The following is a 25483-nucleotide window of genomic DNA, read 5'->3' as shown; positions in this document are numbered from 1 at the left end:
CGGCACCCGCGCGTGCGGCCCTCAGCCGCCGTGCGAAAAGCTGGAAGGTTTGTAGCTCGCCAGGAACTCCGTCAAGGCTTCTGCCGGCAAGCCGCGACTGATCAGGAACCCCTGCATCACGTCACAGCCCATGCCCGACAGGTACAAGGCTTGCTCTTTCGACTCCACGCCTTCGGCGATGATTTCCAGTCCCAGGCTGTGCCCCATGGCGACAATGGCCTTGACGATGGAGGCATTGCTGGCATTGGTCGTGATGTTCTTCACGAATGACATGTCCACCTTGAGCTTGTGCACCTTGATCTGCTGCAGATAGGAAAGCGATGAGTAACCGGTGCCGAAGTCGTCGATCGACAGGCGCACACCCAGCTGGCGCAATTGGGCCAGGGACTCGATGGACTTCTCGCGGTTGGACATCAGGAAGCTCTCCGTGATCTCCAGTTCCAGACGCTCAGGTGCAATGCCCGTGGTGCGCAACGCAGCTGTGACCGACTCCACCAGATTGCCGCGGCTGAGCTGAACGGCCGATACATTCACCGCCGTATGCAAAGGCGCAATACCCGCTGCGGACCAAGCCTGTATCTGTCGGCAGGCCTCATTCAGAACCCAGTCCCCCAGGCGAACAATCAGGCCGCTTTCTTCGGCGAGTGGTATGAACTCATTGGGCGGAACCAGACCACGTTCTGGATGCATCCAGCGCACCAGGGCCTCCACTCCCACGACTTGGCCGCTGGCCAACGCCACTTGCGGCTGGTAGTGCAGGCGCAATTCGTTCTGGTCCAGCGCCCGTCGCAGGTTGGCTTCCAGGTTCAAGCGCGCACGGGCCTGTCGCGACATGTCGGGCGAAAAGAAACGCAAGGTGCTGCGCCCCTCGGCCTTGGCGCGGTGCATGGCAGCGTCCGCATTGCTCAGCAGCTGCTCTGCAGTGGATGCGTCATCGGGAAACAGGGCGATGCCAATGCTGGCACCTACATAGATGCTGTGGTCATCCACGACGAACGGCAGGGTCAACGCGTCAATCATGCGCTGCGCCTGCAAGTCCACCCAGGGATCGGGCGAAGTGCTGTCCAGGATGATGTTGAATTCGTCTCCCCCCACCCGCGCGATGGCATCGCTATCGGGAAGCAGTCCTTGCAGGCGCTGGCTGACTGCCAGCAACAGCTTGTCACCCACGCTATGCCCCAGACTTTCATTGATGGTGGCGAAGTTGTCCAGGTCCAGGGTGAGCAGCGCAAACTGGCTCTGGTTGCGCTGTGACTGTGCAATGGCATGCGCCAACTGCTCCGCAAACAACACACGATTGGGCAAGCCGGTAAGCGTGTCCCGGTGCGCCAGGATCCGGTACTTCTCCTCACTGATCTTGAGCAGGGCCGTGCGCTGCGCTACCAGGTTTTCCAGAAAGCGGCGCAGACGCGCCAGCTCCAGATGGGTCTGGATGCGTGCCCGCACCTCATCCACATCAAACGGCTTGGTGATGTAGTCCGCCGCCCCCAGCGCAAAGCCCTTGACCTTTTCTTGCGGCGCATCGACCACGGTCACAAAGATCACGGGAATGCCATTGCCTGTAGGCATGGCCTTGATGCGCCGGCAGATTTCGTAGCCGTCCAGTCCGGGCATGCGGATGTCCAGCAGGATCAGGTCCGGCGGTTCCCCGTGCTGCACGATGTCCAGCGCCTTGAGGCCACTGTTGGCCACCATGATCCGGTATTCGCTGGAGAGCGCCCCCACCAGCTCGTGGATGTTTTCCGGCACATCATCCACCACCAGAATGGATGCGGTCTGGCCCGTGTCGCGCTGAGCTGCAATGTCAAACAGCACCGGGTGGCTGCGGATGCGGCGCAACTCCAGCAGATTGCGGATACGCACCTTGAGCAGGTCGGGATTGACCGGCTTGGTGATGTAGTCCGCCACACCGAGGGACAATCCGCGCGTCTGGTCTGCCGCATCGCTCAGTCCCGTCAGGAACATGACCGGTATGTTGGCGGTGGCGGCATCTATCTTCAGTTCGGAAAGTACGGAATAGCCGTCCATTCCCGGCATCTTGATGTCCAGCAAGATCAGGTCCGGCTGGGGCGCACGCCTGGCCAGCTCCAGTGCCTTCTGGCCGTTGACAGCCGCCGAAATGGTGTAGTCATCGCGCAGCACGCTCATCAATGCGTGCAGGTTCTCCGGAACATCGTCAACAATCAATAGCCGGGGCTTGCCATTGTTCAACACTTGGTCGGTTTCATTCATGTTGTCTGTCCAGTTGCTTGGCTTGCAGTGCCTTCAGCAGGTCTTGCGCCGCATCGATATCAAATACGTCCACCAGTCTCGCAAGTTCTGCCACTTCGGCTTCCATGGCGGTCTTTAGCGTACCGGCGCGCAGTTGTGCAATCAGTCCATCGGCGGCACCCAGATCGTAATCCAGCGCATGGCCCAACCGTTGCAGCAACGACTGCCATTCCGTGGTCGACAGTGTCTGGGGCTTCTCGGCGACTGCGGGCATGGTGCTCAGCAGCACTGCATCTATGTCGCGCAAGACGTTCACCATCAGGGCATGGGCATCGTCCATGTCCTGGGGCGCAGGCACGCGGCCTTGCTTGAGCGTGCTCTCCAGAATCTTCAATTTGTCATAGAGCAGATAGGCTCCCAGATTGCCAGCCACGCCCCGCAGTGCATGGCACAGATGCTCCGCGACCTGCACACCCTGGTTCTGGCAGGCCGCACGCAAATCTTCGATGGCCTTGGGATAGTGGTCGCGAAAACGTTGCAACTGCCTGCAATAGGCGTCCAGATTGCCACCGATGCGCCGCACCCCCTCCACCGCATCCAGACTGGAGGCAGCCAGCAGCTCGTCGGGTAGCTCCACGTTCTTGCGTGCCACCTCCGTCGGCGCAAATCCCATGCCCTGCCGGGGCAGGCGAACCCATTGGGACAAGGTTGCCATGAGCCGTTCCGGCGATATGGGTTTGGTGACGTGGTCGTTCATGCCGGCGGCACGGCTCTGGTCTGCGTCCTTGGCCATGGCCAAGGCGGTCATGGCAATGATGGGAATGTCACGGAAATACGCCCCGTTGGGCTGTCCGGCCAATGCACGGATCCGTCGCGCAGCCTCCAGCCCATCCATCACCGGCATCTGGACGTCCATCAGCACGGCGTCGTAGCTAGAGGCCTGCACCTTCATCACCGCCTCCTGGCCGTTGACAGCCTCGTCCACTTCAATGCCCTCGCTGCGCAACAGCTCGGTTGCAAACTCGCGGTTGATATCGTTGTCTTCCACCAGCAGCAGGCGCGCCCCGGCCAGTTGGGTCTGGGACAGGCCCAGCGGTAGCTTGTGTTTGCCGCTTTCGCCGTCGCTGAGAATGCGCCGACGTCCCAGCACGGACAAGATGGTGTCCAGCATGGACGATGGCGTCACCGGCTTGACCAGAAAACCATCCACTCCGGCCTGTTCGCACAGACGCATCACGTCCTCGCGCCCATAGGCCGTCACCACCACGATTTTGGGCTTGTGCGCAATGGCGGCGCTGCCGTGCACACGTCTGGCCACTTCATCGCCATTCATTCCGGGCATGCGCCAATCCATCAGCAGCAGGTCACAGGGTGAGCCCGGTTTTTCCAGCGCCGCCAGCACGGCGGGGCCGTTGGATACGGCCACCACATCCATCTGGAAGAAGCGCAGCATCTCCGACAGGATCTCCAGCGAAACCTGGTTGTCGTCCACCAGCAGCACGCGCACGCCCTTGAGCAAAGGCCCGACCTGATCCACCAGCTGACGCTGGTGCAGCAGGGCACCCTGCGCAATCTGCAGCCGCACAGTAAAGCACACCGTGGTGCCGCGGCCCAACTCAGACTCCTCCAGCCAGATGCGCCCGCCCATCAGGCTGCACAGGTGCTTGCAAATGGCCAGGCCCAGACCCGTTCCGCCAAATCGGCGCGTGGTGGTCTGGTCGGCCTGCGTGAACTTCTCAAACAGTTTGGGCTGCACGTCGGGTGCAATGCCGATACCCGAATCGCGCACGGTGAATTGCAGCATGACGTCCGACTGCGTGCTGCTGATGCACTGCAAGGACAGCTCCACCTGCCCCCGCTCAGTGAACTTCACCGCATTGCCGCACAGATTGATCAGCACCTGCCCCAGGCGCAAGGGATCGCCGATGAGCCGGGGTGGAATGCCCGGGTTGTAGCGGATGAGGAATTCAATCCCCTTGTGCTCGGCCTGGAAGCTCAGCGTATCGGCAAGCTGCTCCAGCACTGCATCCAGACCGAACTCCACCTGCTCCATATCCAGCTTGCCGGCTTCGATCTTTGAAAAATCCAGAATGTCACTGATGATGCCCAGCAGGGAATTAGCCGCGCCCTGGGCCTTGGTAAGACGGTTGCGCAGACCCTGGGGCATGTCCTCCTTCAGTGCCAGGTACAGCATGCCCAGGATGGCGTTCATGGGTGTGCGGATTTCATGGCTCATATTGGCCAGGAAGTCCGATTTAGCCCGGGTCGCAGACTCGGCCTGCTCCTTGGCTTGCCGCAGCTCCAGGGTGCGCTCAGCCACGATCTTCTCGAGGTTCTGGTTCAGCGCATTGAGCTTCTGCATGGACTCGAACAGCCGGAAGCGGCTCACATCGAACGCCTTGACCAGTTCACCCAACTCATCCACAAAGGGGTAGTGCAAAGGCTCCAGCGGCACCGCCTGCGGCTGGTTGCGCCCATCCGCCACCGCCCTGGCCAGACGCGTCACGTGATCGGAGAGCTTGCGCCGCACGGCCCACCTGAACAGCAGCCACAAGGCCGTGGTCACCACCAGCGAATTGAGCAGGATGACGAGGACGCCGTACTTGGTGCGGTCCCAGATGACCTTGCGATCCGAGTACATCTTCAGGGTTCCGATCAAATTGTCACGACCCCGCATGGATTGGTGGTACAGGGGGAGCCGGATCAGCTTCTCGGCGTTGGGAAAAATGCCTGCCGCATCGAGGTCCGTCGAAGGCACATGGCCATCCTCGGCCAGCACTTCACCCGTGCTGCTCTCAATCTGAACGCCAGAAACAATCGCGTTTTGGCGAACCCCTTGAACAAGGGTTGCCAGTTGCGCCGAATCCAGCTGCCACACCGCACCAACGACGGTCGGCGAGATGGTGCGCCCCAACGTGGCCAGATCGCTTTCTATGTCCCGCCCCACATTGGCATATTGAATGACAAGCTGCACGCCCGTCATGCCGATAGCAACCAGCAAATACCAGGGAAGCAGGGTGTAGATGAGGCGCTGAGAAAGTGTTTGCGTAAACTGCATCGGTATTCTTTGCCGTGATGCCAGGCATCTTAGTGCCACCACCAGCTGGTATCCGTAGGCGGTGTTCCGGGCGGCAAGATCGGGTTGGTCATGCGCACTACCGTGCGCTTCTCTTTCGCCAAAGTGGCGATTTCGTTGGCGTGGTACGTCTCGAACAGCTGGCGAAACGACCCGTCTGCCAGCGCTGCCCGCAAGCCGCGCTCGATCTGCCCGGCCAAGGATTTGTTCTTCTTGTTGACCCAGAAATACACTGGATAGGGAAAGAACAAGGCCTTGCTTTGCTCCACGGCCAGCAGCGGATAGCGGACCTTGCGCTCCTCCAGCTCGCGCGCCGCCTCGTTCAATCCTCGGGGAAACGCATCAAAGCGCTTGGCCGATAGCATGACGAAGAGGTTCTCGTAGTTGGGTGAAGTCTCCACCGAGAACCCGTTGGCACGCATGACCGGCAGATCGGCCCATTGGCTGTTCAGGCCAAATACCAGTTGCTGCTGCAGTGCGGCAGCGTCCATGCGGGCAATGCGGTCCTGATCCGTCGCGCGGATCACAAAAATGCGAAACCCGACGATGCCGCGCAGGATGTCGATCTTGATCGGCAGCATCTGGCTTTCGCGTTCCACATTGGTTCCCAGCGCGATCACATCCAACTCGCCGGATTGCAGCAACTCCATGCCGCGGTTTTGTGTGATGTCTTCCTGGTAGGGCGTCAGCTGGTAGCTTGTGCTGGCGCCGCGCACATGGGACAACGCCAGCTCCAGCAACTTCCAGCGGTACTCGTAGATGGGCCCGGTCGGGAACACCGCAAGCCTTGTTTCTGCGGCCCAGGCGACGTGCAAGGGTTGAAATCCCCCCCACGCAAGCAGCAAAAGTGACAACAAGCACCGCCACCGGCCGAAGCAAAGTACGCGAACCTTCATATTCCCGCTTTCAAGGTCTTTTCGGACGCCATTGAAACCATCGACCTGTGTCGATGTTCCCTCCCCCCACAACTATGGGCGTCTTCAAATACCTATGCAAGACCTTTTTGCATGCCCTGCGCGCGCAGGATGCCTCGGCTCACCACAAATCGTAGGCTGAAACGTCCGCCTTGCTGATGAAGTCCATGCGCGATGCATCCATCGCAGCACGGCTGGTTTCATCGTCCAGCCCCTCCACCAGCTGGCAGGCCAACCGCCCCACCTGCGTCAGGGCCGCCTGCTCCTGCGGCCCCCAGGCGCCGGCAAAACTCAGGCGCAAGCAATGCCGGTAACGGTGGCTGGTGCAAAACAGCTGGCCCGGCCCCACGGTAATGCCTTGCGCCTTGCACAACGCAAACAGCACCATGGTGTCCACCTCACCGGGCAGCTCCACCCACAGCGTGTATCCGGCAGGTGGATCATTGACGCGGGTACCCACCGGAAAGCTGGCCTGGATCAGCTTGCGGGCCTGGCCCAGACGCTGTTTCATGAGCGCACTCAAGCGGCGCAAATGCGCCTCGTAACTGCCCTGCGTCAACAGGTCGGCCAGTGCATATTCCAGCACCGCGTTGGTGGAGGTGCCCTGCACCCGCTTCAGCGTAGATAGCTCCTTGCTCCAGCGCCCGGCCTCAACCCAGCCCAGACGGATGCCGGGCGACACGGTCTTGGCAAACGAGCCGCAGGTCATGACCCAGCCTTCGCTGTCAAAGGCCTTGACCGCACGCCGCCGGAAGTCGGTGGCCAGCAGGTCATTGAACACCACGTCCTCGATCAGCGGCACCTGGTACTGGGCCACCAGCCGCGCCAGCGCGCGCTTGTGCGTCAGCGGCATGATGGAGGCCAGCGGATTGGATAGCGTGGGCACCAGCAGCAAGGCCTTGATCGGCTGCGTGTCCAAGGCGAGCTGCAGCGCGGGCAGCGACACGCCGGTGCGCGGGTCTGTGGGCAAGGCAATGGCCTTGAGGTTGAGCGACTCCAGCAAATCCAGAAAGCCGAAGAACGTCGGACTTTCAATGGCCACCAGGTCACCGGGCTTGGTCACCGCCTGCAGGCACATGGCCACCGCGTTGATGCAGCCCGATGTGATGACGATGTTCTCGCCCTTGAGCGCACAGCCCAGATGCAAGGCGCGCAAAGCCACGGCATTGCGCAGGGCCAGCGTGCCGGACGAGCTGCTGTAATCGGTAAAGGTGTCGCGCTTGAGCCGCGCGGCGCGGCTGACCGCCACGCGGATACGATCATTGTCGAAAAAGTCCTTGTCCTTGGGGCTGTATCCGGCAAAGCTGACCGCCGGCCTTTCCAGGACGTTCGCTGCGTTGTCCGGCTGGCCCTTGGGCACTTCAGGCGCATGCTGGATGGCCCGCACCACGCCGGCTGCCTTGGCCCGGCTGGCAGTGGTCACGAAATAGCCCGACTTGTGGCGCGGCGTCACCACGCCGTGCTCTTCCAGATAGCGATAGGCCTGCACCACAGTGGCCACCGACACATGGTTCTGTGCTGCCGAATCGCGCACCGAAGGCAGGCGCTGCCCGGTTTGCAGGGCGCCAGACGCGATCAACTGCGCGCAGCGCAGTGCGATCTGCAAATACAGGAGGGGCGCCTCGGTTGCCATGCGTTCCATGGTAACGCCAACACCGCTCCGTGGTGCCCCAACCGCAGGCAAAAAAGCAGTACAGATGAACCCGAACCAGACCAGCACAGATGCATCGCCGCTTCTGTGTGCACCGGTACAGGTTGTCCTTCTGTATATATGGGCAAGAGCCGCACATCGGCAGACAGTTGAGCCATCACTACCGGAGAAAACCCATGTACCCTCAGCAGCCCGAGCCGTCCGTCCTATTACCCCGTCAGACCCGCCTGATCAATGCGGGTGAAGGCTTTCGTCTGGAAGTCCTGGGCGGCAGCCTGTGGCTGACCCGGCCCTGCGATGCGGTGGACCGTTTCCTGGCAGCCGGCTCCGTCATGGATCTGCATGAGGACCTGGTACTGATCCAGAGCGACTGGAGTCCGGCAAGCACACCGGCACAGCCAGCGCTTTACCGGCTGGTACCACTGACCCAGCAGATACAGCAGGGCACGCGACCGCGTGCCAGCCTGATCAAACGCTGTGGTTGGCTTCTGCTTCGTCCATTTTCCGCTTGAAGAAGCGGGCGTACCAGACGGCCATGCCCAGCACGATGACGATCACGGCCAGACTCATCAGGCCGTAGTCGGTTGAGAGAAGGTCTTGCATCAATTTCATGGCTTACTCCTTTGCAATCTGGTTTGCAGAATACGCACGGGGGCAAAGGGGGCTGTGATGTGCATCAAACAATGTGCACAGTCTGGTGCACGCGAATGTTGGCATTGATATTGCTCAGCTGTTTGCGAGAGGAAAACGCCAAGCCTTAATCATTTTTTAGTTTCAGTCATTCAAGACAGCTAGGGTTCCGGGTGCCATGCGCACTGCCTGGTCCAAGAGCGGTCGGCTGCACGCAAGTGCGGTTCCACGGAGGGATAAAAGCCCGGGAGATCACGGTTAACGCCGCCTGACCTCTCGCGTTTTTGTTTTTACCTGGAGCCTGATTTGCAAAATACACAGTCCCTCTATCTGCCGCCAGACGTTGCACCACGGGTCAAGAAACCCAGCATCTGGTCGATTGCAGCCTCCATCTCCCGCACCCAGTACTGGCTCTTTGCCGGCTTGGGCCTGCTGCTGCCCCTGGTGGCCTGGGCCGTGCTCACGGAGTCGGGCTATGTGGACCCGGTGTTCCTTCCCGGGCCGGTACAGGTGGTCACGCGGCTATTTGGCTGGATGATGGAGGACGACCTCTGGGGCGACACCATGATCAGCATGTACCGGGTGCTTGCCGGGTTTGTCCTCTCGGCCGTATTTGCCCTGCCGCTGGGCTTGCTGATAGGCGCTTTCAAGCCGATTGAGGCGATCCTGGAGCCGCTCACCGACTTCATCCGCTACATGCCGGCCGTGGCCTTCATTCCGCTGGTGATGCTGTGGCTGGGCATTGGCGAGAGCGCCAAGATTTCCATCATCTTCATAGGCACCTTCTTCCAGATGGTGCTGATGGTGGCCGAGAACGTGCGGCTGGTGCCACGGGCGCAGATCGAGGCGGCGCAGACCATGGGTGCAGACCGCGGTGAGATCGTGCAGCTGGTGCTGCTGCAGTCGGCCAAGCCCGCCATCCTGGATACCCTGCGCCTGACCATGGGCTGGGCCTGGACCTATCTGGTGGTGGCCGAACTGGTGGCTGCCAACTCCGGCCTGGGCTACTCCATCCTCAAGGCGCAACGCTTCCTCAAGACCGACACCATCTTCGGCGGAATCATCCTGATCGGCCTGATCGGCCTGCTGATGGACCAGGCCTTCCGCTGGTTGCATCGCCGCTCCTTCCCCTGGCTGCACAGCAAAGGTTAATGACCATGTCCAAAGTAGCCATACACAATCTGGGCAAATATTTTGGTGCACCCAGCACCAATGCAGTGCCCGCACTGCAGGGCGTGAACCTCTCCGTCGAAGAAGGCGAGTTCGTGACCCTGGTCGGCGCATCGGGCTGCGGCAAGTCCACGCTCTTGCGCATACTCGCCGGGCTGGAGACGCACACCAGGGGCAGTGTGGAATGCAACGGCCTGCCCATCGAAGGTCCAGGCGCGGACCGCGCCATGGTGTTCCAGCACTACAGCCTGTACCCGTGGCTGACGGTGATGCAGAACATCAAGTTCAGCCGGCGCCTCAAGGTCAAGCGCGAGAACCTCACTTCTTCGGATGTGGAAGCTGCCTCGGGACGCGCCGACGCGTTGCTGGACCTGATCGGCCTGTCCAAGGTGGCCGATGCCTATCCCAACCAGCTGTCGGGCGGCATGCAGCAGCGCGTCGCCATTGCCCGCGCACTCATGGGCAAGCCCGCCATGCTGCTGATGGACGAGCCCTTTGGTGCGCTGGATGCGCAGACGCGCGAAGTCATGCACGACCTGATCCTGCACATCCACCGCATCGAGAAGACCACCATCGTCTTTGTCACCCACGATGTGGACGAGGCCATCTACCTGGGCCAACGCGTGGTGCTGATGCAGCCGCGCCCGGGACGCATCCACAGCATCTACCCGGTGCCCCTGCCTTCGGCGCGCAACCAGGAGATGAAGCACAGCACCGAGTTCCGCGCCCTCAAGGCCGAGATCCTGGCGCGCATCCGCGAGAGCTCCGGCATGGCCACCGACCAGGACCTGCTCGACAAGCTCAGCCGCACTGCAGCCATCAGCTGAATCCCATTCACCCCAGACGTTGAACCCGTATGCAAACCTCTTTTGAAACCCTCTCGCCCCTGGCGCGCGCTGCCGTGCCGGACCACTCCACCGCCTTTGATCCCAGCCTGATCCTGTGGACCGAAACCGTGCCTGGCGGCACCGCCTGGTCTGCGCGCATGCGCCGCGGCAACACGCTGCGCATCACCGATGTGCGCGGCAGCGCCAACGTCTCCATGCTGCTCTACAACGCCGAAGAAAAGACCGAGCGCTACAACATGCCCGACACGCTCAAGGCCCAGCACACCGCCTACCTCACTGCCGGCCATGTGTGCTACTCCGACATGGGCCGCGTGCTGTGCTCCATTGCCGCCGACACCTGCGGCTGGCACGACACCGTGTGCGGCGCCTCCACCGAGGCCGGCGTGCGCGCCAAATATGGCGAAGCACGCTACCAGGAACACCGCAACGCCATGCACCGCAACGGCACCGACAGCCTGGTCAACGAGCTGGAAAAGTGGGGCCTGTCCAAGCGCGACATGGCCGCCAACCTGAACCTCTTCAGCAAGGTGCAGAGCGATGAAGAAGGCTGCCTGCAGTTCGCCACCGCGCACCGCGCAAGCGGCCAGTACGTGGACCTGCGCTTCGAGATGGACACCCTGGTGGTGCTCTCCACCGCGCAGCATCCGCTGGACCCTAACCCGGCGTATGCGCCGCAGGACGTGACCCTCACCGTATGGCGCTCCGGCACTGCCGGTGCCGACGACCCCTGCCGCCTGCACTGCCCCGAAAACGGGCGCGGCCTGATCAACACCGAGCGCTACTACCTCTGAGCGCGCAGCCCCCATAGACCACCGAATCCAAAGGCAACACCATGCACACCGTAGAAAGCAGCTACAGCGCTGCCACCGCTGTCTTCAACACCATCCACCCCGCCGGCGAGCCCTGGGTGCACACCGTGCGCCGTGGCCAGATCTTTCGCATCGTCGACCTCGAAGGCAACCAGGCCGTGGACACCTTGTTTTACAACGCCGCCGACCCCAGCGAGCGCTATAGCCTGACCCACACCATCCAGGCGCAAGGCGCGCTCTACCTCACCGTGGGCACCACGCTGATGTCCAGCGAAGGCCGGCCCATGCTGACCATCGTGGCCGACACCTGTGGCCGCCACGACACCCTGGGTGGCGCCTGCTCCTGCGAGAGCAACACCGTGCGCTACGCACTGGAAAAGCGCCACATGCACAGCTGCCGCGACAACTTCATGACCGCCATTGCCAAGTCCGGCATGGAAGGCCTGGCCTTCGAGAAGCGCGACGTGGTGAGCAACATCAACTTCTTCATGAACGTGCCGGTCACGCCCGAGGGCCAGCTCACGTTTGAAGACGGCATCTCCGCCCCCGGCAAATATGTGGAAATGCGCGCCGAGATGGACGTGGTGGTGCTGGTCTCCAATTGCCCGCAGCTCAACAACCCCTGCAACGCCTACAACCCGACACCGGTGCAGTTTCTTGTGTGGGACGGCGCTTGAATGTTCACCAAGGTTCTGATTGCCAACCGCGGCGCCATCGCGTGCCGCATCATCCGTACGCTGGACAGGCTGGGCATCCAGTCGGTGGCGGTGTACTCCGAGGCGGACGCGCACTCCATGCATGTGGCCATGGCCAGCGAGTCGGTCTGCATAGGCCCGGCGCCCGCGGCACAAAGCTATCTGGTCGGCCAGAAGCTGATTGACGCCGCGCTGCAGACCGGCGCGCAGGCCATCCACCCAGGCTACGGTTTTCTCTCGGAAAACCCCGGCTTTGTGGAAGCCTGCGAGGCCGCAGGCCTGGTGTTCCTGGGGCCCACGCCGCAGCAGATGCGCGTGTTCGGCCTCAAGCATTCAGCACGTGCGCTGGCCACCGACGCCCAGGTGCAACTGCTGCCTGGCACCGGCCTGCTGGCCAGTGCCGAAGAAGCCCTCGCCGCCGCGCAGACCATTGGATACCCGGTCATGCTCAAGAGCAGCGCGGGTGGCGGCGGCATCGGCATGCAGATGTGCCGCGATGCCAATGAACTCAGCGCTGCCTTCCAGACCGTGAGCCGTCTGGCGCAGGCCAACTTCTCGGATGCGGGCGTGTTTCTGGAACGCTTCATCAGCGATGCGCGCCACATCGAGGTGCAGATCTTTGGTGACGGCAAGGGAGCCGTGCAGGTGCTGGGCGAGCGTGACTGTTCGCTGCAGCGGCGCAACCAGAAAGTGGTGGAAGAAACACCCGCCCCCAACCTGCGCGAGGAAGTGCGCCAGGCCCTGCACGACACGGCGCGGCGGCTGGTGCAGTCGGTGCAGTACCGCTCAGCCGGCACGGTGGAGTTTGTGGTGGATGCGCGCACCCAGGACTTCTACTTTCTGGAAGTCAACGCGCGGCTGCAGGTGGAGCATGGCGTGACCGAAGCCGTGACCGGCGTGGACATCGTGGAGTGGATGGTCAAGCTGCCCACGGGCGACCTGCCTGCGCTCGACACCCTGACGGTCACACCCAAGGGCCATGCCATCCAGGCCCGCCTGTATGCCGAAGACCCGTACAAGAACTTCCAACCCTCCACCGGCGTGCTGACCGAAGTCGTGTTCCCAAGCGATCTGCGCGTGGACACCTGGGTGGAGCGTGGCACCGAAGTCGGCGCCTCCTACGACCCCATGCTGGCCAAGCTGGTGGCCCATGGAGCCGACCGCAGCGATGCCATCGCCAAGCTGTCTGCCGCGCTGCACACCAGCCGCATTGCCGGGCTGGAATGCAATCTGCAGTACCTGCGTGCGCTGATGACCTTCGCACCCTTTGTACAGGCCACGCACACCACGCGCAGCCTGGCCGACTTCAAGGTGGCCAGCCACGCGGTGGATGTGCAAAGCGGCGGTGTGCACACCATGGTGCAGGACTGGCCCGCGCGCCTGGGCTATTGGGATGTGGGAGTGCCGCCCAGCGGCCCCATGGACGCGCTGGCCCTGCGTGCGGCCAATGCCATCGTGGGCAATGCGCAGGGCGCAGCCGCCCTGGAGGTCACCGCCGCCGGCCCTACTCTGAGCTTTCGCTCGGCCATGCGCATTGCCGTGACTGGCGCGCCGTTGGACGTGCTGCTCGACGGTCAACCGGTTGCCATGTGGTCCGCAGTGGAAGTGGCCGCAGGCCAGGTGCTCAAGATCGGCCGGGTGCAGAGCGCTGGTGTGCGCGCCTATCTGGCGGTGCTGGGCGGCTGGGATGTGCCCGACTACCTGGGCAGCAAATCCACCTTCACCCTGGGACAGTTCGGCGGCCATGGCGGGCGCGTGCTGCGTGCCGGTGACGTGCTGCACGTGGCAGCACCCGACACGGCAGCTGCCGCTGCACTGAACGCCGCACAGATAGACGCAGTGCGCCCCGCATACGCCACGCACTGGGACATTGCGGTACTGGTGGGGCCGCACGGCGCGCCCGACTTCTTCACGCCCGACGACATGCAGATGCTGCTCGCCACCGACTGGGAGGTGCACTACAACTCCAGCCGCACCGGCGTGCGCCTCATTGGCCCCAAGCCACAGTGGGCGCGGCGCGATGGTGGCGAGGCCGGGCTGCACCCCAGCAACATCCACGACAACGCCTACGCCATTGGCGCCATCGACTTCACCGGCGACATGCCAGTGATCCTGGGGCCGGACGGCCCCAGCCTGGGCGGCTTTGTCTGCCCGGCCACGGTGGTGCGTGCCGAGCTGTGGAAGCTGGGCCAGCTCTCGCCCGGCAACACCGTGCGCTTCCGCCCGGTGTCACTGGACATGGCCAATGCCCTGGCGCTGGCACAGGACGCGCTGCTGGCGGGTCGCGCCACGCCGCTCACGCCGACACAGCAAACGGGTGCGTTGGCATTGCCCGATGCCGCCGTGCTGCTGCGCCACAAGGCATCCGACGATGCAGAGGAAGTGATGTTCCGCCGCTCGGGCGACTGCAATGTGCTGATCGAGTTTGGCGCGCTTACGCTGGACCTGACCTTGCGCTTCCATGTGCATGCGCTCATGACGCGGCTGCAGGACCTGTGCCGCAGCGGCGCATTGGCGGGCATCGTCGACATGACGCCGGGCATCCGCTCGCTGCAGGTGCACTACGACCCCAGCGTGATCGCCTTGCCCGCGCTCATGCAGGTGCTGCTGGATACGCTGCCCGCCGTGTTCAGCGCAGCCGAGGCCGACATCGAAGTGCCCAGCCGCACCGTGTGGCTGCCGCTGTCCTGGGATGACGAAGCCACGCGCCTGGCCATCGAGAAATACATGCAATCGGTGCGTGCCGATGCGCCCTGGTGCCCGAGCAACATCGAGTTCATACGCCGCATCAACGGTCTGCCCGACTGGCAGGCGGTGTACGACATCGTGTTTGAAGCCAGCTACCTGGTACTGGGCCTGGGCGATGTGTACCTGGGCGCGCCCGTGGCCACCCCCATAGACCCGCGCCACCGCCTGGTCACCACCAAGTACAACCCGGCCCGCACCTGGACGCCGGAGAACGCGGTGGGCATAGGCGGCGCCTACATGTGCGTCTACGGTATGGAAGGCCCCGGCGGCTACCAGTTCGTGGGCCGCACGGTGCAGATGTGGAACCGCTGGCGCGATGCGCGCAATGGCGCGCAGGACTTCGAGGCCGGCAAGCCCTGGCTGCTGCGCTTCTTTGACCAGATCCGCTTCTACCCGGTGAGCGCCGAAGAGCTGCTGCAGTGGCGCAAGGACTTTCCGGCAGGCAAGGCCAAGCTGCGCATCGAGGAAGGCAGCTTTCGCCTCTCGGAATACCAGGCCTTTCTGCAGGCCAACGCCGATTCCATTGCCGCCTTCAAGCAGGTGCAGCAAAGCTCCTTTGAAGCCGAGCGCGAGCGTTGGGCTGCAGCCGGTCTGCTGGAAACACCGCAGGCGGAAGCCGACGCTGTGGACAGCGGCCTGGCCGCACTGGCCGATGCCTTTGCCGGCGAGGTCATCACCTCGCAGGTATCGGGCGGCGTGTGGTCCATCCTGGCCAAGGAAGGTGCGCAGGTGAAAGCCGGTGACCTGCTGCTGGTGGTGGAGTCCATGAAGATGGAAATTTCCATGAGTGCACCCTGCGACGGCACGGTGCACAAGGTGTTGTGCACCGAAGGCCAGCCCGTGAGCGCGGGCCAGGCCCTGGTGCTATTGAACTGAATGAACCCGAAACATAAAACAAGCTGGAGCCTGTATGCGTCTTGACTTATCCCTCTCCCATTTGCGCAGCCGCTATCTGGACGGCAGCCTCACCCCCTTGGCCCTGGTCGAAGCACTGCACGCGCAGATGCTGGCCGAGGACGCGCTGGTGGACCGCCACATCTGGATTCACCGCCTCTCTCTCGAAGCGCTGCAAGGCTATGCCCGCGCACTGCAGGGCCGCGCCCCCAAGGACCTGCCGCTGTACGGCATACCCTTTGCCATCAAGGACAACATCGACTTGGCCGGTGTACCCACCACTGCCGCCTGCCCCGATTACGCCTACACGCCCGAGAAAAGTGCCACCGTAGTGCAGCGCCTGATCGAAGCCGGTGCCATCCCCGTGGGCAAGACCAACCTGGACCAGTTCGCCACCGGGCTGGTGGGTGTGCGCTCGCCGCACGGCGCCTGCCGCAATGCCTTCAACCCCGACTATGTATCGGGCGGCTCGTCGGCCGGCTCAGCTGTATCAGTGGCGTTGGGCCTGGCCAGCTTTTCGCTGGGCACCGACACGGCAGGATCGGGCCGCGTGCCTGCAGGCTTCAACAACCTGGTGGGCCTCAAGCCCAGCTGCGGACGCCTTCCCACCACCGGTGTGATTCCGGCGTGCCGCACGATTGACGTGGTGTCCATCTTCGCGCTCACTGCCTCAGACGCAGCCAGCGTGCTGGCGGTGGCCGAGGGTGAGGACGGCATCGATTCCTTTGCGCGCCGCATGCCCGAGCCGGGCTTCAACTTTGGCGCAGCACCGGCCTTCCGCTTTGGTGTGCCGCGCGCAGAAGACCTGGAGTTCCACGGCAACGCCGAAGGTCCGGGGCAGTTCAAGGCAGCTGTGGCCATGCTCGAAGCGCTGGGCGGCACCGCGGTGGAGTTTGACCTACGGCCGTTCCGCGCCGTGGCCACGCTGCTGTACGAAGGCCCCTGGGTGGCCGAGCGTTACGCCGCCATCCGCCCCTTCATCGAGGCCAAGCCCGAAGCCCTGCACCCGGTCACCCGCGCCATCACCGAAAAGGGTATTCAGATCAGCGCGCCCGACACCTTTGCTGCGCTCTACAAACTCAAGGATCTGGCGCTCAAAACCAAACCGCTGTGGGACAGCGTGGACTTCATGCTCACGCCCACCTCCAGCACGCCTTACACCATTGCCGATGTGGAGGCCGACCCGATACGCCTGAACTCCAACCTGGGCCACTACACCAACTTCGTCAACCTGCTGGACCTCTCGGCGCTGGCCGTGCCTACCGGCTTTTTCTCCAGCGGCCTGCCCTGCGGCGTGACCATGGTGGCACCGTGTGGCAAGGACTTCGCGCTGCTGACGCTGGCGGCCAGGCTGCATGCAGTCGCCGTGCCCACCGTGGGCGCTACCGAACATGCACCGCACAAGCTGGGCGTGGCACCCGATGCCACGCTGTTCCCCTCACAGCAGATCCAGGTGGCCGTGTGTGGCGCACACCTGAGTGGCCTGCCACTGAACCCGCAGCTCACCTCACGCGGTGCACGTCTGCTGCGCTCGGTCAACAGCGCGCCCGACTACAAGCTCTATGCCCTGCCCGGCGGCCCACCTTACCGTCCGGGCATGGTGCGCGTGGCCAGCGGCGGCGCGCCGATTGCCATGGAAATCTGGGAGATGCCCGCAAGCCAGTTCGGCTCGTTTGTGGCCGGTATTCCGGCACCCTTGGGCATAGGCACGGTGAAGCTGGAAGACGGCAGCAGCGTGCAGGGTTTTGTGTGTGAAGCCATTGCCGCCGATGGTGCCGAAGACATTACGCACCATGGTGGATGGCGCGCATTCCTGGCGAGCAAAAAATGAGCGTTGATGGTGCGCAAAGCCTTGTGCACAGGGCTTTTGCGTGCCACTTTCAGCGCATTGATCTGGCACGCATGTTGCTCACTTTGTAGTCGCAGGTTGAGCGGTTCGGTATGTTGGAAAACATGCAAAACTTGCTTTACTCATGTTCAGTTAGGTGCACTAGGGTTCCGGTCCTGCAAGCATGCTGTTGCAGTGATGTCTGGTCCGAGAGTGCACCGGCTCTGGTGGCAGAAGCACCGGGGCTCCACGGAGGGATAAAAGCCCGGGAGAGCGACGTACATATCGTCTCTTCCTGCTTTTTTTCATTCACTTCTGGAGCTTCGTCATGGTCACCTTCTCTCCTCTCCTGGCATCCTCTGTTGCATCCAATGGCGCCCAGCCCCGTACGCGCACATGGATGAAGCGTCTGCTCAAACCCCTGGCCAGCCTGGCTCTGGTGGCCGCTGCCGGTAGCGCACTTGCTGCCGGCCCCACACCGCTGAAGATCGGCACCGTGGTGTGGATCGGCTACGGCCCGTTCTATGTGGCCGAGGCACTGGACCTCTACAAGAAATACAACCTCAAGGTCTCGCTGCAGGTGTTCACCGACCCGGCGCTGATTCCTTCGGCCATTGCCAGCGGCGCCATCGACGGCGGCATGCTGACCTATGACCAGGTGGTGGGCCAGGTGGCTGCCGGACAAGCCCAGAAGGTGGTGATGCCCATCGACTACTCCAATGGTGGCGACGCCATCGTGGCCGACAAGACCATTACCAAGGTGGCCGACTTCAAGGGCAAGAAAGTGGGCTTCAACCCGCTCTCGCCGTCGGACTTCCTGCTGTCCTACGCGCTCAAGACCGCGGGCCTGACCGACAAGGACATCACCCCCATCAGCATGACGCCTGAAGCCGTGCCCGCTGCCATGGCTTCCGGCCAGATGCCCATTGGCGTGACCTACGAGCCCAGCCTGTCGCAGATCGTGAGCCAGGGTGGTGGCAAGAAGTTCAAGGTGGTGTTCTCCAGCAAGAATGCACCCGGCCTGATCGCCGACGTGCTGGTGTTTGACGACAAGGTCATCAAGGCCAAGCCCACCGAGATCTCCGGCATCATCAAGACCTATCTGGACGGCCTGGCCTACATGAAGGCCAAGCCCGATGAGTCCTACAAGATCATCGGCAAGTTCATGGGCGTCACAGCCAAGGAAGTCAAGGAACAGCTCACCGGCGTGTACAACATTCCTGCCGCAGAAATGCCCAAGGCGTTTGTGAAGTCGGCTGACACCACCTCCTACTACGGCAGCGGTGACGTCATCGGCAAGCTGCTGCTGGCCAAGGGCCAGATCAAGGCAGTGCCCGCTACCGAAGCCACCATCGATGCACAGTTTGTGACTGCGCTGACCAAGAAGTAATCCGCACCGGGGGCCCTTTGTGGCCCCCTGGTTTTTTTGCCGGCATGTCCGGCACCCCTGCGCGACGGCTTGCCCACGCGCAGCGGGACCGGCTGTGTCCATTGATTGATGGGGAGACTTCAACGTGCAATCCATTTACCGTTATCCCGATGGCGTGTGGCCCAACACGCTGGCACTGGCGGCCACCGTGCTGCTGTACCCATTGGGCCTGGGCCTGATGTTGGCCAACGCCTGGGGTTGGAACATTCTGGGCCTGGCCTGCATGGTGCTGAGCCTGACCTGGTCGGCCTACTTCATCCACGAGTTCGCGCACCACGCCATCTTTCGCCGGCCCGAGACCAATGCGCGCTGGGGCACTTTCATGAGCTGGCTCAATGGCAGTTGCTATGCGCGCTATGAAGACATGCGGCGCAAGCACATGCGCCACCATGTGGAGCGTGCCGACGTGGTCACCTTCGATGCCAAGGGCTATCTGCTGAAGGCACCGGCCTGGCTGCGCAACACCGTGCTGGCACTGGAGTGGGCCTACTTCCCCGCAGTGGAATACCTGATGCGCGGCTTTGTGATCGCCATGCCATTCCGCAAGGACCTCAAGGGCCACAACACCGGCGGCAAGCTGCGCATGGTGGCCATCATCGCGGTGCGCTTCTCGGCGCTTGCCCTGCTGGGCTGGGTGTCGCTCAAGGCGTTGATCCTGTATTGCGTGGCGGTGCTGATCTTCATCACCCTGCTGCGCTTTGCCGACTGCTTCCAGCACACCTACATTGCCTACCCCATCCTGGACGACACACCGCTGCCCAAGGAACTGGTGCGCGACCGCGTCTACGAGCAGGCCAACACCTACTCCGACGTGGTGGGCGTGGCCAGCGGTCTGGGCAACAACGTGCTCAACATGCTGTGGCTGAACTTTGGCTTTCACAACGCCCACCACGAGCGCCCCACCGTGCCCTGGTATCGCCTGCCGGCTTACCACCGCGAGCTGTATCCGGCGGACTATGCGCAGGTGGTCACCGTGGGTGAGCTGCTGCGCAGCTTCCATGTGAACCGCCTCAAACGCATCCTGGCGGACGACTACGGCGCGGTGGCACCCGTGGGTGTTCCCGGCCGTGCCAACACCTTTGTGGGTGCGGTGGGCGTGTCGTTTCTGACGGCTGTCTGAGCCCTTCACGTCCATGACTTCCAACTACGGACTGCAGGGCCGTGTGGTCGTGCTCACGGGTGCGGCCAGCGGCATTGGCCGCGCACTGGCCCAGGCCTTTGCAGCACAACACGCCGAGCTGGTGCTGGTGGACCGCACCGCCGATGCGCTGCATGCGGTGGCCGCTGCGCTGGCGCCGCAATGCAAAGTCACGGCGCACGTGTGCGACCTGTCGGACGACGCGGCTGTGGCAGCCCTGAGTGCACAGCTGGCGGAACAACACCCCCAGGTGCATGTGCTGGTCAACAACGCGGGCGCCGAATACCCCACGCCACTGGCCGACACCGCGGTGGATGCCAACTCGCGCTGGGCCCGTCTGCTGGACAACAACGTGACCAGCATGGCGCGGCTCACGCGTGCCCTGCTGCCCTTGCTGCACAGCGGCGCCAGCATCATCAACCAGTCGTCCATCTGGGGCCGCACCGGCGTGGCCGACTTCTCGGCCTATGTGGCCAGCAAGCATGCGGTGATAGGCCTCACACGCGCGCTGGCCTGGGAGCTGGGGCCGCGCGGCATACGCGTCAACGCGGTCTGCCCGGGCTGGATACGCACCGATGCCGCCATGGCGTCGCTGCACAGCATGGCGCAGACGCAGGGGCGCAGCGAGGCCGAGGTGGAGCGCGAAATATTGGCGGGCCAGGCCCTGAGCGGCATGCTGTCGCCCGCCGACATTGCCGGGGTCTATCTGTTTCTGGCCAGTGACGATGCGCACTGCATGACCGGGCAAAGCCTGGTGGCCAGCAATGGCGAGGTGATGGCATGAGCGCACCCCACACCATGAACCTGCAGGGCCGCACCGCACTCATTACCGGTGCTGCCACCGGCATTGGCCGCGCCACCGCACTGCTGTTTGCGCAGGCTGGCGCAACGGTGGTTGTCAACCATCTGGGCCGCGCGGAAGCGGCACAGGAAGTAGTGCGCCAGATCACCGCCCACGGCGGCAAGGCCTGGATGGTGGAGGCTGATGTCACCCATGCCAGCGCCGTCAGCGCCATGGTGGCACAGGTGCAGTCGGTGGGGCCCATCGACATCCTGTTGAACAATGCCGGCATCATTCAGGAGAAGCCTTTTTTGGAGACCACGGAAGACGACTGGGACCGCATGCTGGATGTGGACCTGAAGTCGGTGTTCCTGATGTGCCGCGCCGTGCTGCCGGTCATGGTGGCACAGGGCCAAGGTGTGGTCATCAACACCGCGTCGGACCTGGGCTACCTCGGGCGCGCACAGTTTGCCCCGTACTGCGCGGCCAAGGCCGGCGTCATTGGGCTTACGCGCTCGCTGGCGCGCGAGTTTGCCCCGGCTATACGCATCAATGCGATTGCGCCGGGGCCGGTGGATACGGCCATGGTGTCGCTGGAGTCCATGAGTGCGGAGACTATTGAGCTGGAGTTGGCCATTCCGCAGCACCGCTTTGCCCAGCCCGAAGAAATCGCCGCCACCGCGCTGTTCCTGGCCAGCGACCTCTCGCGCTTCTACTGCGGTCAGGTGCTGGGGCCCAACGGCGGATCGGTGATGCCGTGAGTGCCGTCTGGGTTCTGCTGTTTTCTTCCTCGCTGTGGGGCCTGACCTGGTGGCCGCTCAAGAGCTTTGCGGCGGCGGGCCTGTCCGGCCCTCTGCTGGCCATGCTGACCTACGGCTTTGCCGGGCTGGTGGGCCTGCCCTGGCTGCTGAAGCTGCGCCAAGCGTGGCGCGCACAGACCGGCCTGCTGGTGTGGATTGCACTGGTGGGCGGCTGGGGCAATACCGCGTTTGTCAGCGCCATGGTGCTGGGCGATGTGGTGCGGGTGATGCTGCTGTTCTACCTGGCGCCGGTGTGGTCGGTGCTGGGTGGGCGACTGTTCCTGGGCGAGCGGGTCTCCAGGCGGCGCGCGCTGGCGGTGACGCTGTCGCTGTGCGGCGCGTTTCTGGTGGTGGGTGGCATGGCGGCCTTTGCCGCGCCGCCCAGTGCGGCGGACCTGCTGGCCATCACCGCAGGCCTGGCCTTCTCGGGCAACAACATCCTGGCGCGCAAGGCGCAGGGCGTGCCCACTTCCAGCAAGACCATTGGCCTGCTGCTGGGCTGCGGCATCACGTCCGCGCTGATGCTGGCTCTCATGGCAGCGCTGGGCGCACCGTCGGGCAACTTGCCCAGCGCAGCGGTATTCAGCCTGCGCATCGTCCTGTTGCTGGCCGCGTTCTCGCTGCTGTGGATGGCGCTGGTCACCTTTACCTGGCAATGGAGCGTGACCCGGCTGGAGGCCGGGCGCTCTGGCGTGATTGCCATTGCCGAGCTGGTGGTGGCGCTGCTATCGGCCACGCTCTCGGGCTTTGAGACCATGACACTGCTGGAGTGCATGGGCGCCGCACTCATCGCCTCGGCCGCCGTGCTGGAGGCCACCGACAACGCTACACCCCCTTCCCCACTTTCATCAACCTCTCTTGCAAAGGACACCGTATGAGCACCATCTGGATGAACCAACTCTCGTGGGTGGACTACGAAGCCCGCATCCGCAACGAGCAGCCGCCCATCTTCCTGCCAGTGGGCGCGCTGGAGCAGCACGGTCCGCATCTGCCGCTGGGCACCGACGGCTTGCTGTCGGCAGCCGTTGCCGCCGACACGGCAGCCCAAGTGGGCGGGCTGGTGGCGCCCACGCTGTCGTATGGCTACAAATCGCAACCCAAGTGCGGCGGCGGCCAGCACTTTTGCGGCACTACCAGTGTGGACGCAGCCACGCTGATTGGCTCGGTGCGTGATGCGGTGCGCGAGTTTGCACGGCACGGCGCCACCAAGCTGGTGATTGTCAACGGCCATTACGAGAACCAGTGGTTTCTGATCGAGGGCATAGACCTGGGCCTGCGCGACCTCGGGCCTGGTGCCAAGCTGCAGGTGATGCGGCTGGAGTACTGGGACTTTCTGACCGAAGCCACGCTGGCCAGTGTGTTCCCCAACGGCTTTCCCGGCTTTGCGCTGGAGCATGCAGCGGTGATTGAGACGTCCATGATGCTGCACTACCACCCGTCCCTGGTGCGCACCGACCTCATCCCCGAAGACCCGCCCGCCGACTTCCCACCCTACGACGTCTACCCCACCAAAAAGCACTGGGTGCCGCTCTCGGGCGTGCTTTCTTCCGCCAAGGGATCGACGGCAGAAAAAGGCCAGGTCATGGCGCACGAGCTGGCGCAGCGCATGGCCGTTGCGGTGGCCGAGGCGTTCCAGTAAGGCAGGACACGCAACCATGCTGAGCGCCACATCCACCGCGCTGCTGGTCATCGACATGCAGCGCGACTTCCTCGACCCGCGCGGCTATGCGGCGCAGGCCGGGCTGGACATCACACGCCTGCGCCAGACCATAGCGCCGGCGCAAGCCCTGCTAGCGGCGGCGCGCGCTGCGGGCATGCGCGTGCTCTTCACCCGCGAAGGCCACAGGCCCGACCTGAGCGACTGCCCGCCCACCAAACTGGCACGCAGCCACGCAGCGGGCGCCGCCATTGGCTCACCGGGTCCGTTGGGGCGGTTGCTGGTGCGCGGCGAGTACGGCCATGACATGGTGGACGAATGCGCGCCGCTGCCCGGCGAACAGGTGATCGACAAACCCGGCTACAGCGCCTTCCACCAGACCGACCTGGACCAGATCCTGCGCGCGCAGGGCATACAGACCTTGCTGGTGTGCGGCGTGACCACCGAGGTGTGCGTAAACACCAGCGTACGCGTCGCCACCGACCTGGGCTACCACTGCATCACCGTGGCCGATGCCTGTGCCGCATCCGAGGCGCACCTTCAGCGGCCCGCGCTGGACATGCTGCAGGTGGAAGGTGGCATATTTGGCGACGTGCAGCCCTGCGCCGCAGTGCTGGCACGCATGCCCGCCACTTTGGAGACACCTACATGACACAGGTCCGCAAACTCTGGCCCCTGCTCACCGCCACGCACCGCTACGAAAAAACCATCTCCACCTACAACCGCGGCCATGGCGAGTTCATCGATGCGCCCATCCTGGCCTACCTGATAGAGACGGCCAACGGACGCATCCTCTACGACGTGGGCTGCGACCACCGCAAGATCAACGACCCGACATTGCGCAAACGCTTCTACGAAGACTCGGCCCTGGGCATGGCGCCACCGCGCATGGATGAGGAGCAGCGCATTCCGCACCACCTGGCGCGCCTGGGCCTCACACCGGCGGACGTGGATGTGATCCTCATCGGCCACCTGCACTTTGACCACGCGGGCGGACTCAAGGAGCTGCGCCGCTGCGGCTGCGGCGCCGAAATCCATCTGCAGTTCGACGAGAAGGAAGCTGCGGACACGGGCGAAGACATTGCCGTGTGGGGCGACGACCTGACCGACGACGCAGGCACGCCGCTGCAGTTCAAACTGCAGCGCGGCGAATACAGCGTGGTGCCCGGCGTGCAGGCCATCAGCACGCCGGGCCACACCGCCGGACACATGTCCATGTGGATCGAACTGCCCAAGGGGCCACCGGTGCTGCTGGCGGGCGATGCGGCCGACCTGGAAGAGAACATCGCAGAAGAGATCGCCCCCGGCGGCCTGTGGCGCGGCAACGAGGCGCAGGCCATTGACAGCATCCGCAAGCTCAAAGCCCTGGCGCAGGAGACTGACGCCTGGATCTGGCCCAACCACGACATGACTTTCTACAACCGCCTGCACACCTTCCCCCAAGCCTATGAATGACCTGAACCTCTCCACCCCCGGCTGGCCCGCACCCGCCCCCAGCACGGGCGAAGTACCCGAACGCTACTTCGGCGTCTGGTCGCGCACGCTGCTGGAAACCCCGGACACCCGCGACACCACCACCCTGGTGCGCTGGATGCAGCTCGGCGAGTGGCATGTGGACCTGCGCGTGCCACAGTCACCCGACCGCCCCTTGCAGGGCTTCAGCGGCACCACCCGCATCACGCAAGTGGGCGACAAGGAAATGTGCACCTGGCAACGCCTGGTGGACTACCAGCCCCCACGCGCCACGGTGGACGAAGGCTGGATGGAATTCGAGACGACTGAACGCGTGCTGGAGCGCGGCATCCACAGCACCTACTTCGAGATATGGGACCGCTTGTCTGGCTCTGTGGGCAAGCGCATCGCATTGTCAGAGCCAGCGCGCGACGATGGCCGCGCCAGTGCGCGTATCTTTGTCTCCGGCAACTACCTGATGCGCGTGCGGCCGTGCGAGCCGATTGGGCCGGCGTTTGAGATTACGTTTGGTAGTTGGGATGGTGGGGTGTTCAGGATTGAGGCTTCGACGGTTGGGGCGTTGCGGGGGACGGTCGAGACGCTGGAATTGCGGCAGGTGGATGGGGGGCGGGCGGTGGTTACTGCTGCTGGGCACGTGGGGGAGTGGGGGGTGTTGGAGTGGTGGGCTGGGGCGTTGGACCGAATTTAGGGCGATAGCGTTCAAAAGGGAGTCAGACACTGAGGATTACGGC

21 protein-coding genes and 2 riboswitches are annotated in these 25483 nt (G+C 63.6%); of the genes, 16 read left to right on the top strand and 5 right to left on the bottom strand.

Going from position 1 to position 25483, the window contains the following annotated elements; all coding sequences use genetic code 11:
* Positions 1-21: 21 nt before the first annotated feature.
* From AAGF34_RS11925 to AAGF34_RS11910, 4 genes are all read right to left on the bottom strand, one after another.
* Positions 22-2232 (bottom strand): EAL domain-containing protein, encoded by a 2211-nt coding sequence (locus AAGF34_RS11925; RefSeq protein ID WP_342620817.1) that lies wholly within the window; start codon positions 2230-2232, stop codon positions 22-24.
* Positions 2225-5269 carry a response regulator gene (locus tag AAGF34_RS11920; protein WP_342620816.1) on the bottom strand — a complete coding sequence of 1015 codons (3045 nt, stop codon included), beginning with the start codon at positions 5267-5269 and terminating at the stop codon, positions 2225-2227. The genes AAGF34_RS11925 and AAGF34_RS11920 overlap by 8 nt, the downstream gene beginning before the upstream one ends.
* Before the next feature lie 29 nt (positions 5270-5298).
* Positions 5299-6102, bottom strand: a complete 804-nt coding sequence (locus AAGF34_RS11915) for a transporter substrate-binding domain-containing protein (RefSeq protein ID WP_342620815.1) — start codon at positions 6100-6102, stop codon at positions 5299-5301.
* 220 nt (positions 6103-6322) lie between these two features.
* Positions 6323-7843, bottom strand: coding sequence for a PLP-dependent aminotransferase family protein (locus AAGF34_RS11910; protein WP_342620814.1), 1521 nt, complete (start codon positions 7841-7843; stop codon positions 6323-6325).
* Between the two features lie 185 nt (positions 7844-8028).
* On the opposite strand from AAGF34_RS11910, the gene AAGF34_RS11905 reads away from it, so the two are divergent.
* Positions 8029-8364 (top strand): DUF2917 domain-containing protein, encoded by a 336-nt coding sequence (locus tag AAGF34_RS11905; RefSeq protein ID WP_342620813.1) that lies wholly within the window; start codon positions 8029-8031, stop codon positions 8362-8364.
* Here the strand turns inward: AAGF34_RS11905 and AAGF34_RS11900 are convergent.
* Positions 8321-8464, bottom strand: coding sequence for a DUF3149 domain-containing protein (locus AAGF34_RS11900; protein ID WP_342620812.1), 144 nt, complete (start codon positions 8462-8464; stop codon positions 8321-8323). The two genes, AAGF34_RS11905 and AAGF34_RS11900, sit on opposite strands and share 44 nt — an antisense overlap.
* A gap of 168 nt (positions 8465-8632) precedes the next feature.
* Positions 8633-8735: riboswitch (guanidine-I (ykkC/yxkD leader) on the top strand.
* A 53-nt stretch (positions 8736-8788) separates the two neighbouring features.
* Between AAGF34_RS11900 and AAGF34_RS11895 the strand changes: the two genes are divergently transcribed.
* From AAGF34_RS11895 to AAGF34_RS11825, 15 genes are all read left to right on the top strand, one after another.
* The gene (locus AAGF34_RS11895) at positions 8789-9634 is read left to right on the top strand and encodes an ABC transporter permease (RefSeq protein ID WP_342620811.1); all 846 of its coding nucleotides are present in this window, start codon (positions 8789-8791) and stop codon (positions 9632-9634) included.
* A 5-nt stretch (positions 9635-9639) separates the two neighbouring features.
* Positions 9640-10479 carry an ABC transporter ATP-binding protein gene (locus AAGF34_RS11890; RefSeq protein ID WP_342620810.1) on the top strand — a complete coding sequence of 280 codons (840 nt, stop codon included), beginning with the start codon at positions 9640-9642 and terminating at the stop codon, positions 10477-10479.
* A gap of 158 nt (positions 10480-10637) precedes the next feature.
* Positions 10638-11291, top strand: coding sequence for an urea amidolyase associated protein UAAP1 (locus AAGF34_RS11885; protein WP_342621085.1), 654 nt, complete (start codon positions 10638-10640; stop codon positions 11289-11291).
* 41 nt (positions 11292-11332) lie between these two features.
* Positions 11333-11986, top strand: coding sequence for an urea amidolyase associated protein UAAP2 (locus AAGF34_RS11880; RefSeq protein WP_342620809.1), 654 nt, complete (start codon positions 11333-11335; stop codon positions 11984-11986).
* Positions 11987-15628, top strand: a complete 3642-nt coding sequence (uca, locus tag AAGF34_RS11875) for an urea carboxylase (protein ID WP_342620808.1) — start codon at positions 11987-11989, stop codon at positions 15626-15628.
* Between the two features lie 34 nt (positions 15629-15662).
* Positions 15663-17477 (top strand): allophanate hydrolase, encoded by a 1815-nt coding sequence (atzF, locus tag AAGF34_RS11870; protein WP_342620807.1) that lies wholly within the window; start codon positions 15663-15665, stop codon positions 17475-17477.
* Positions 17478-17625: 148 nt separating this feature from the next.
* A riboswitch (guanidine-I (ykkC/yxkD leader) is annotated at positions 17626-17748 on the top strand.
* A gap of 54 nt (positions 17749-17802) precedes the next feature.
* The gene (locus AAGF34_RS11865) at positions 17803-18864 is read left to right on the top strand and encodes an ABC transporter substrate-binding protein (protein WP_342620806.1); all 1062 of its coding nucleotides are present in this window, start codon (positions 17803-17805) and stop codon (positions 18862-18864) included.
* Positions 18865-18988: 124 nt separating this feature from the next.
* A complete protein-coding gene (locus tag AAGF34_RS11860; RefSeq protein ID WP_342620805.1) occupies positions 18989-20023 on the top strand; it encodes a fatty acid desaturase in 1035 nt (344 codons plus the stop codon).
* Between the two features lie 13 nt (positions 20024-20036).
* Entirely contained in the window at positions 20037-20825 is a 789-nt protein-coding gene (locus AAGF34_RS11855; RefSeq protein WP_342620804.1) for an SDR family oxidoreductase, read from the top strand.
* Positions 20822-21583, top strand: a complete 762-nt coding sequence (locus AAGF34_RS11850; protein ID WP_342620803.1) for a 3-oxoacyl-ACP reductase family protein — start codon at positions 20822-20824, stop codon at positions 21581-21583. Before AAGF34_RS11855 ends, AAGF34_RS11850 begins: the two co-directional genes overlap by 4 nt.
* Complete coding sequence (locus tag AAGF34_RS11845) at positions 21580-22500, top strand: DMT family transporter (protein WP_342620802.1); 921 nt, start codon at positions 21580-21582, stop codon at positions 22498-22500. The genes AAGF34_RS11850 and AAGF34_RS11845 overlap by 4 nt, the downstream gene beginning before the upstream one ends.
* Positions 22497-23261: a creatininase gene (locus AAGF34_RS11840; protein WP_342620801.1), complete on the top strand. Its 765-nt coding sequence runs from the start codon at positions 22497-22499 to the stop codon at positions 23259-23261. Before AAGF34_RS11845 ends, AAGF34_RS11840 begins: the two co-directional genes overlap by 4 nt.
* 16 nt (positions 23262-23277) lie before the next feature.
* A complete protein-coding gene (locus AAGF34_RS11835; protein WP_342620800.1) occupies positions 23278-23931 on the top strand; it encodes an isochorismatase family cysteine hydrolase in 654 nt (217 codons plus the stop codon).
* Positions 23928-24734, top strand: coding sequence for an N-acyl homoserine lactonase family protein (locus AAGF34_RS11830; RefSeq protein WP_342620799.1), 807 nt, complete (start codon positions 23928-23930; stop codon positions 24732-24734). The genes AAGF34_RS11835 and AAGF34_RS11830 overlap by 4 nt, the downstream gene beginning before the upstream one ends.
* The gene (locus AAGF34_RS11825; protein WP_342620798.1) at positions 24727-25440 is read left to right on the top strand and encodes a hypothetical protein; all 714 of its coding nucleotides are present in this window, start codon (positions 24727-24729) and stop codon (positions 25438-25440) included. The genes AAGF34_RS11830 and AAGF34_RS11825 overlap by 8 nt, the downstream gene beginning before the upstream one ends.
* Positions 25441-25483: the final 43 nt, after the last annotated feature.

Source organism: Rhodoferax sp. GW822-FHT02A01, from assembly GCF_038784515.1.
In the GTDB taxonomy this organism is placed as follows: domain Bacteria; phylum Pseudomonadota; class Gammaproteobacteria; order Burkholderiales; family Burkholderiaceae_C; genus Allorhodoferax.
Note: the sequence above shows the minus strand (reverse complement) of the source record. Positions and strands in the feature narration are given on the sequence as shown.

Excerpts from the sequence above, each read along its gene's own strand:
- AAGF34_RS11830 (WP_342620799.1), top strand. The coding sequence starts at position 23,928 with ATGACACAGGTCCGCAAACTCTGGCCCCTGCTCACCGCCACGCACCGC.
- AAGF34_RS11920 (WP_342620816.1), bottom strand. The coding sequence starts at position 5,269 with ATGCAGTTTACGCAAACACTTTCTCAGCGCCTCATCTACACCCTGCTT.
- atzF (WP_342620807.1), top strand. The coding sequence starts at position 15,663 with ATGCGTCTTGACTTATCCCTCTCCCATTTGCGCAGCCGCTATCTGGAC.
- AAGF34_RS11850 (WP_342620803.1), top strand. The coding sequence starts at position 20,822 with ATGAGCGCACCCCACACCATGAACCTGCAGGGCCGCACCGCACTCATT.
- AAGF34_RS11855 (WP_342620804.1), top strand. The coding sequence starts at position 20,037 with ATGACTTCCAACTACGGACTGCAGGGCCGTGTGGTCGTGCTCACGGGT.
- AAGF34_RS11905 (WP_342620813.1), top strand. The coding sequence starts at position 8,029 with ATGTACCCTCAGCAGCCCGAGCCGTCCGTCCTATTACCCCGTCAGACC.
- uca (WP_342620808.1), top strand. The coding sequence starts at position 11,987 with ATGTTCACCAAGGTTCTGATTGCCAACCGCGGCGCCATCGCGTGCCGC.
- AAGF34_RS11910 (WP_342620814.1), bottom strand. The coding sequence starts at position 7,843 with ATGGAACGCATGGCAACCGAGGCGCCCCTCCTGTATTTGCAGATCGCA.
- AAGF34_RS11825 (WP_342620798.1), top strand. The coding sequence starts at position 24,727 with ATGAATGACCTGAACCTCTCCACCCCCGGCTGGCCCGCACCCGCCCCC.
- AAGF34_RS11925 (WP_342620817.1), bottom strand. The coding sequence starts at position 2,232 with ATGAATGAAACCGACCAAGTGTTGAACAATGGCAAGCCCCGGCTATTG.
- AAGF34_RS11900 (WP_342620812.1), bottom strand. The coding sequence starts at position 8,464 with ATGAAATTGATGCAAGACCTTCTCTCAACCGACTACGGCCTGATGAGT.
- AAGF34_RS11885 (WP_342621085.1), top strand. The coding sequence starts at position 10,638 with ATGCGCCGCGGCAACACGCTGCGCATCACCGATGTGCGCGGCAGCGCC.
- AAGF34_RS11840 (WP_342620801.1), top strand. The coding sequence starts at position 22,497 with ATGAGCACCATCTGGATGAACCAACTCTCGTGGGTGGACTACGAAGCC.
- AAGF34_RS11835 (WP_342620800.1), top strand. The coding sequence starts at position 23,278 with ATGCTGAGCGCCACATCCACCGCGCTGCTGGTCATCGACATGCAGCGC.
- AAGF34_RS11880 (WP_342620809.1), top strand. The coding sequence starts at position 11,333 with ATGCACACCGTAGAAAGCAGCTACAGCGCTGCCACCGCTGTCTTCAAC.
- AAGF34_RS11890 (WP_342620810.1), top strand. The coding sequence starts at position 9,640 with ATGTCCAAAGTAGCCATACACAATCTGGGCAAATATTTTGGTGCACCC.
- AAGF34_RS11865 (WP_342620806.1), top strand. The coding sequence starts at position 17,803 with ATGGTCACCTTCTCTCCTCTCCTGGCATCCTCTGTTGCATCCAATGGC.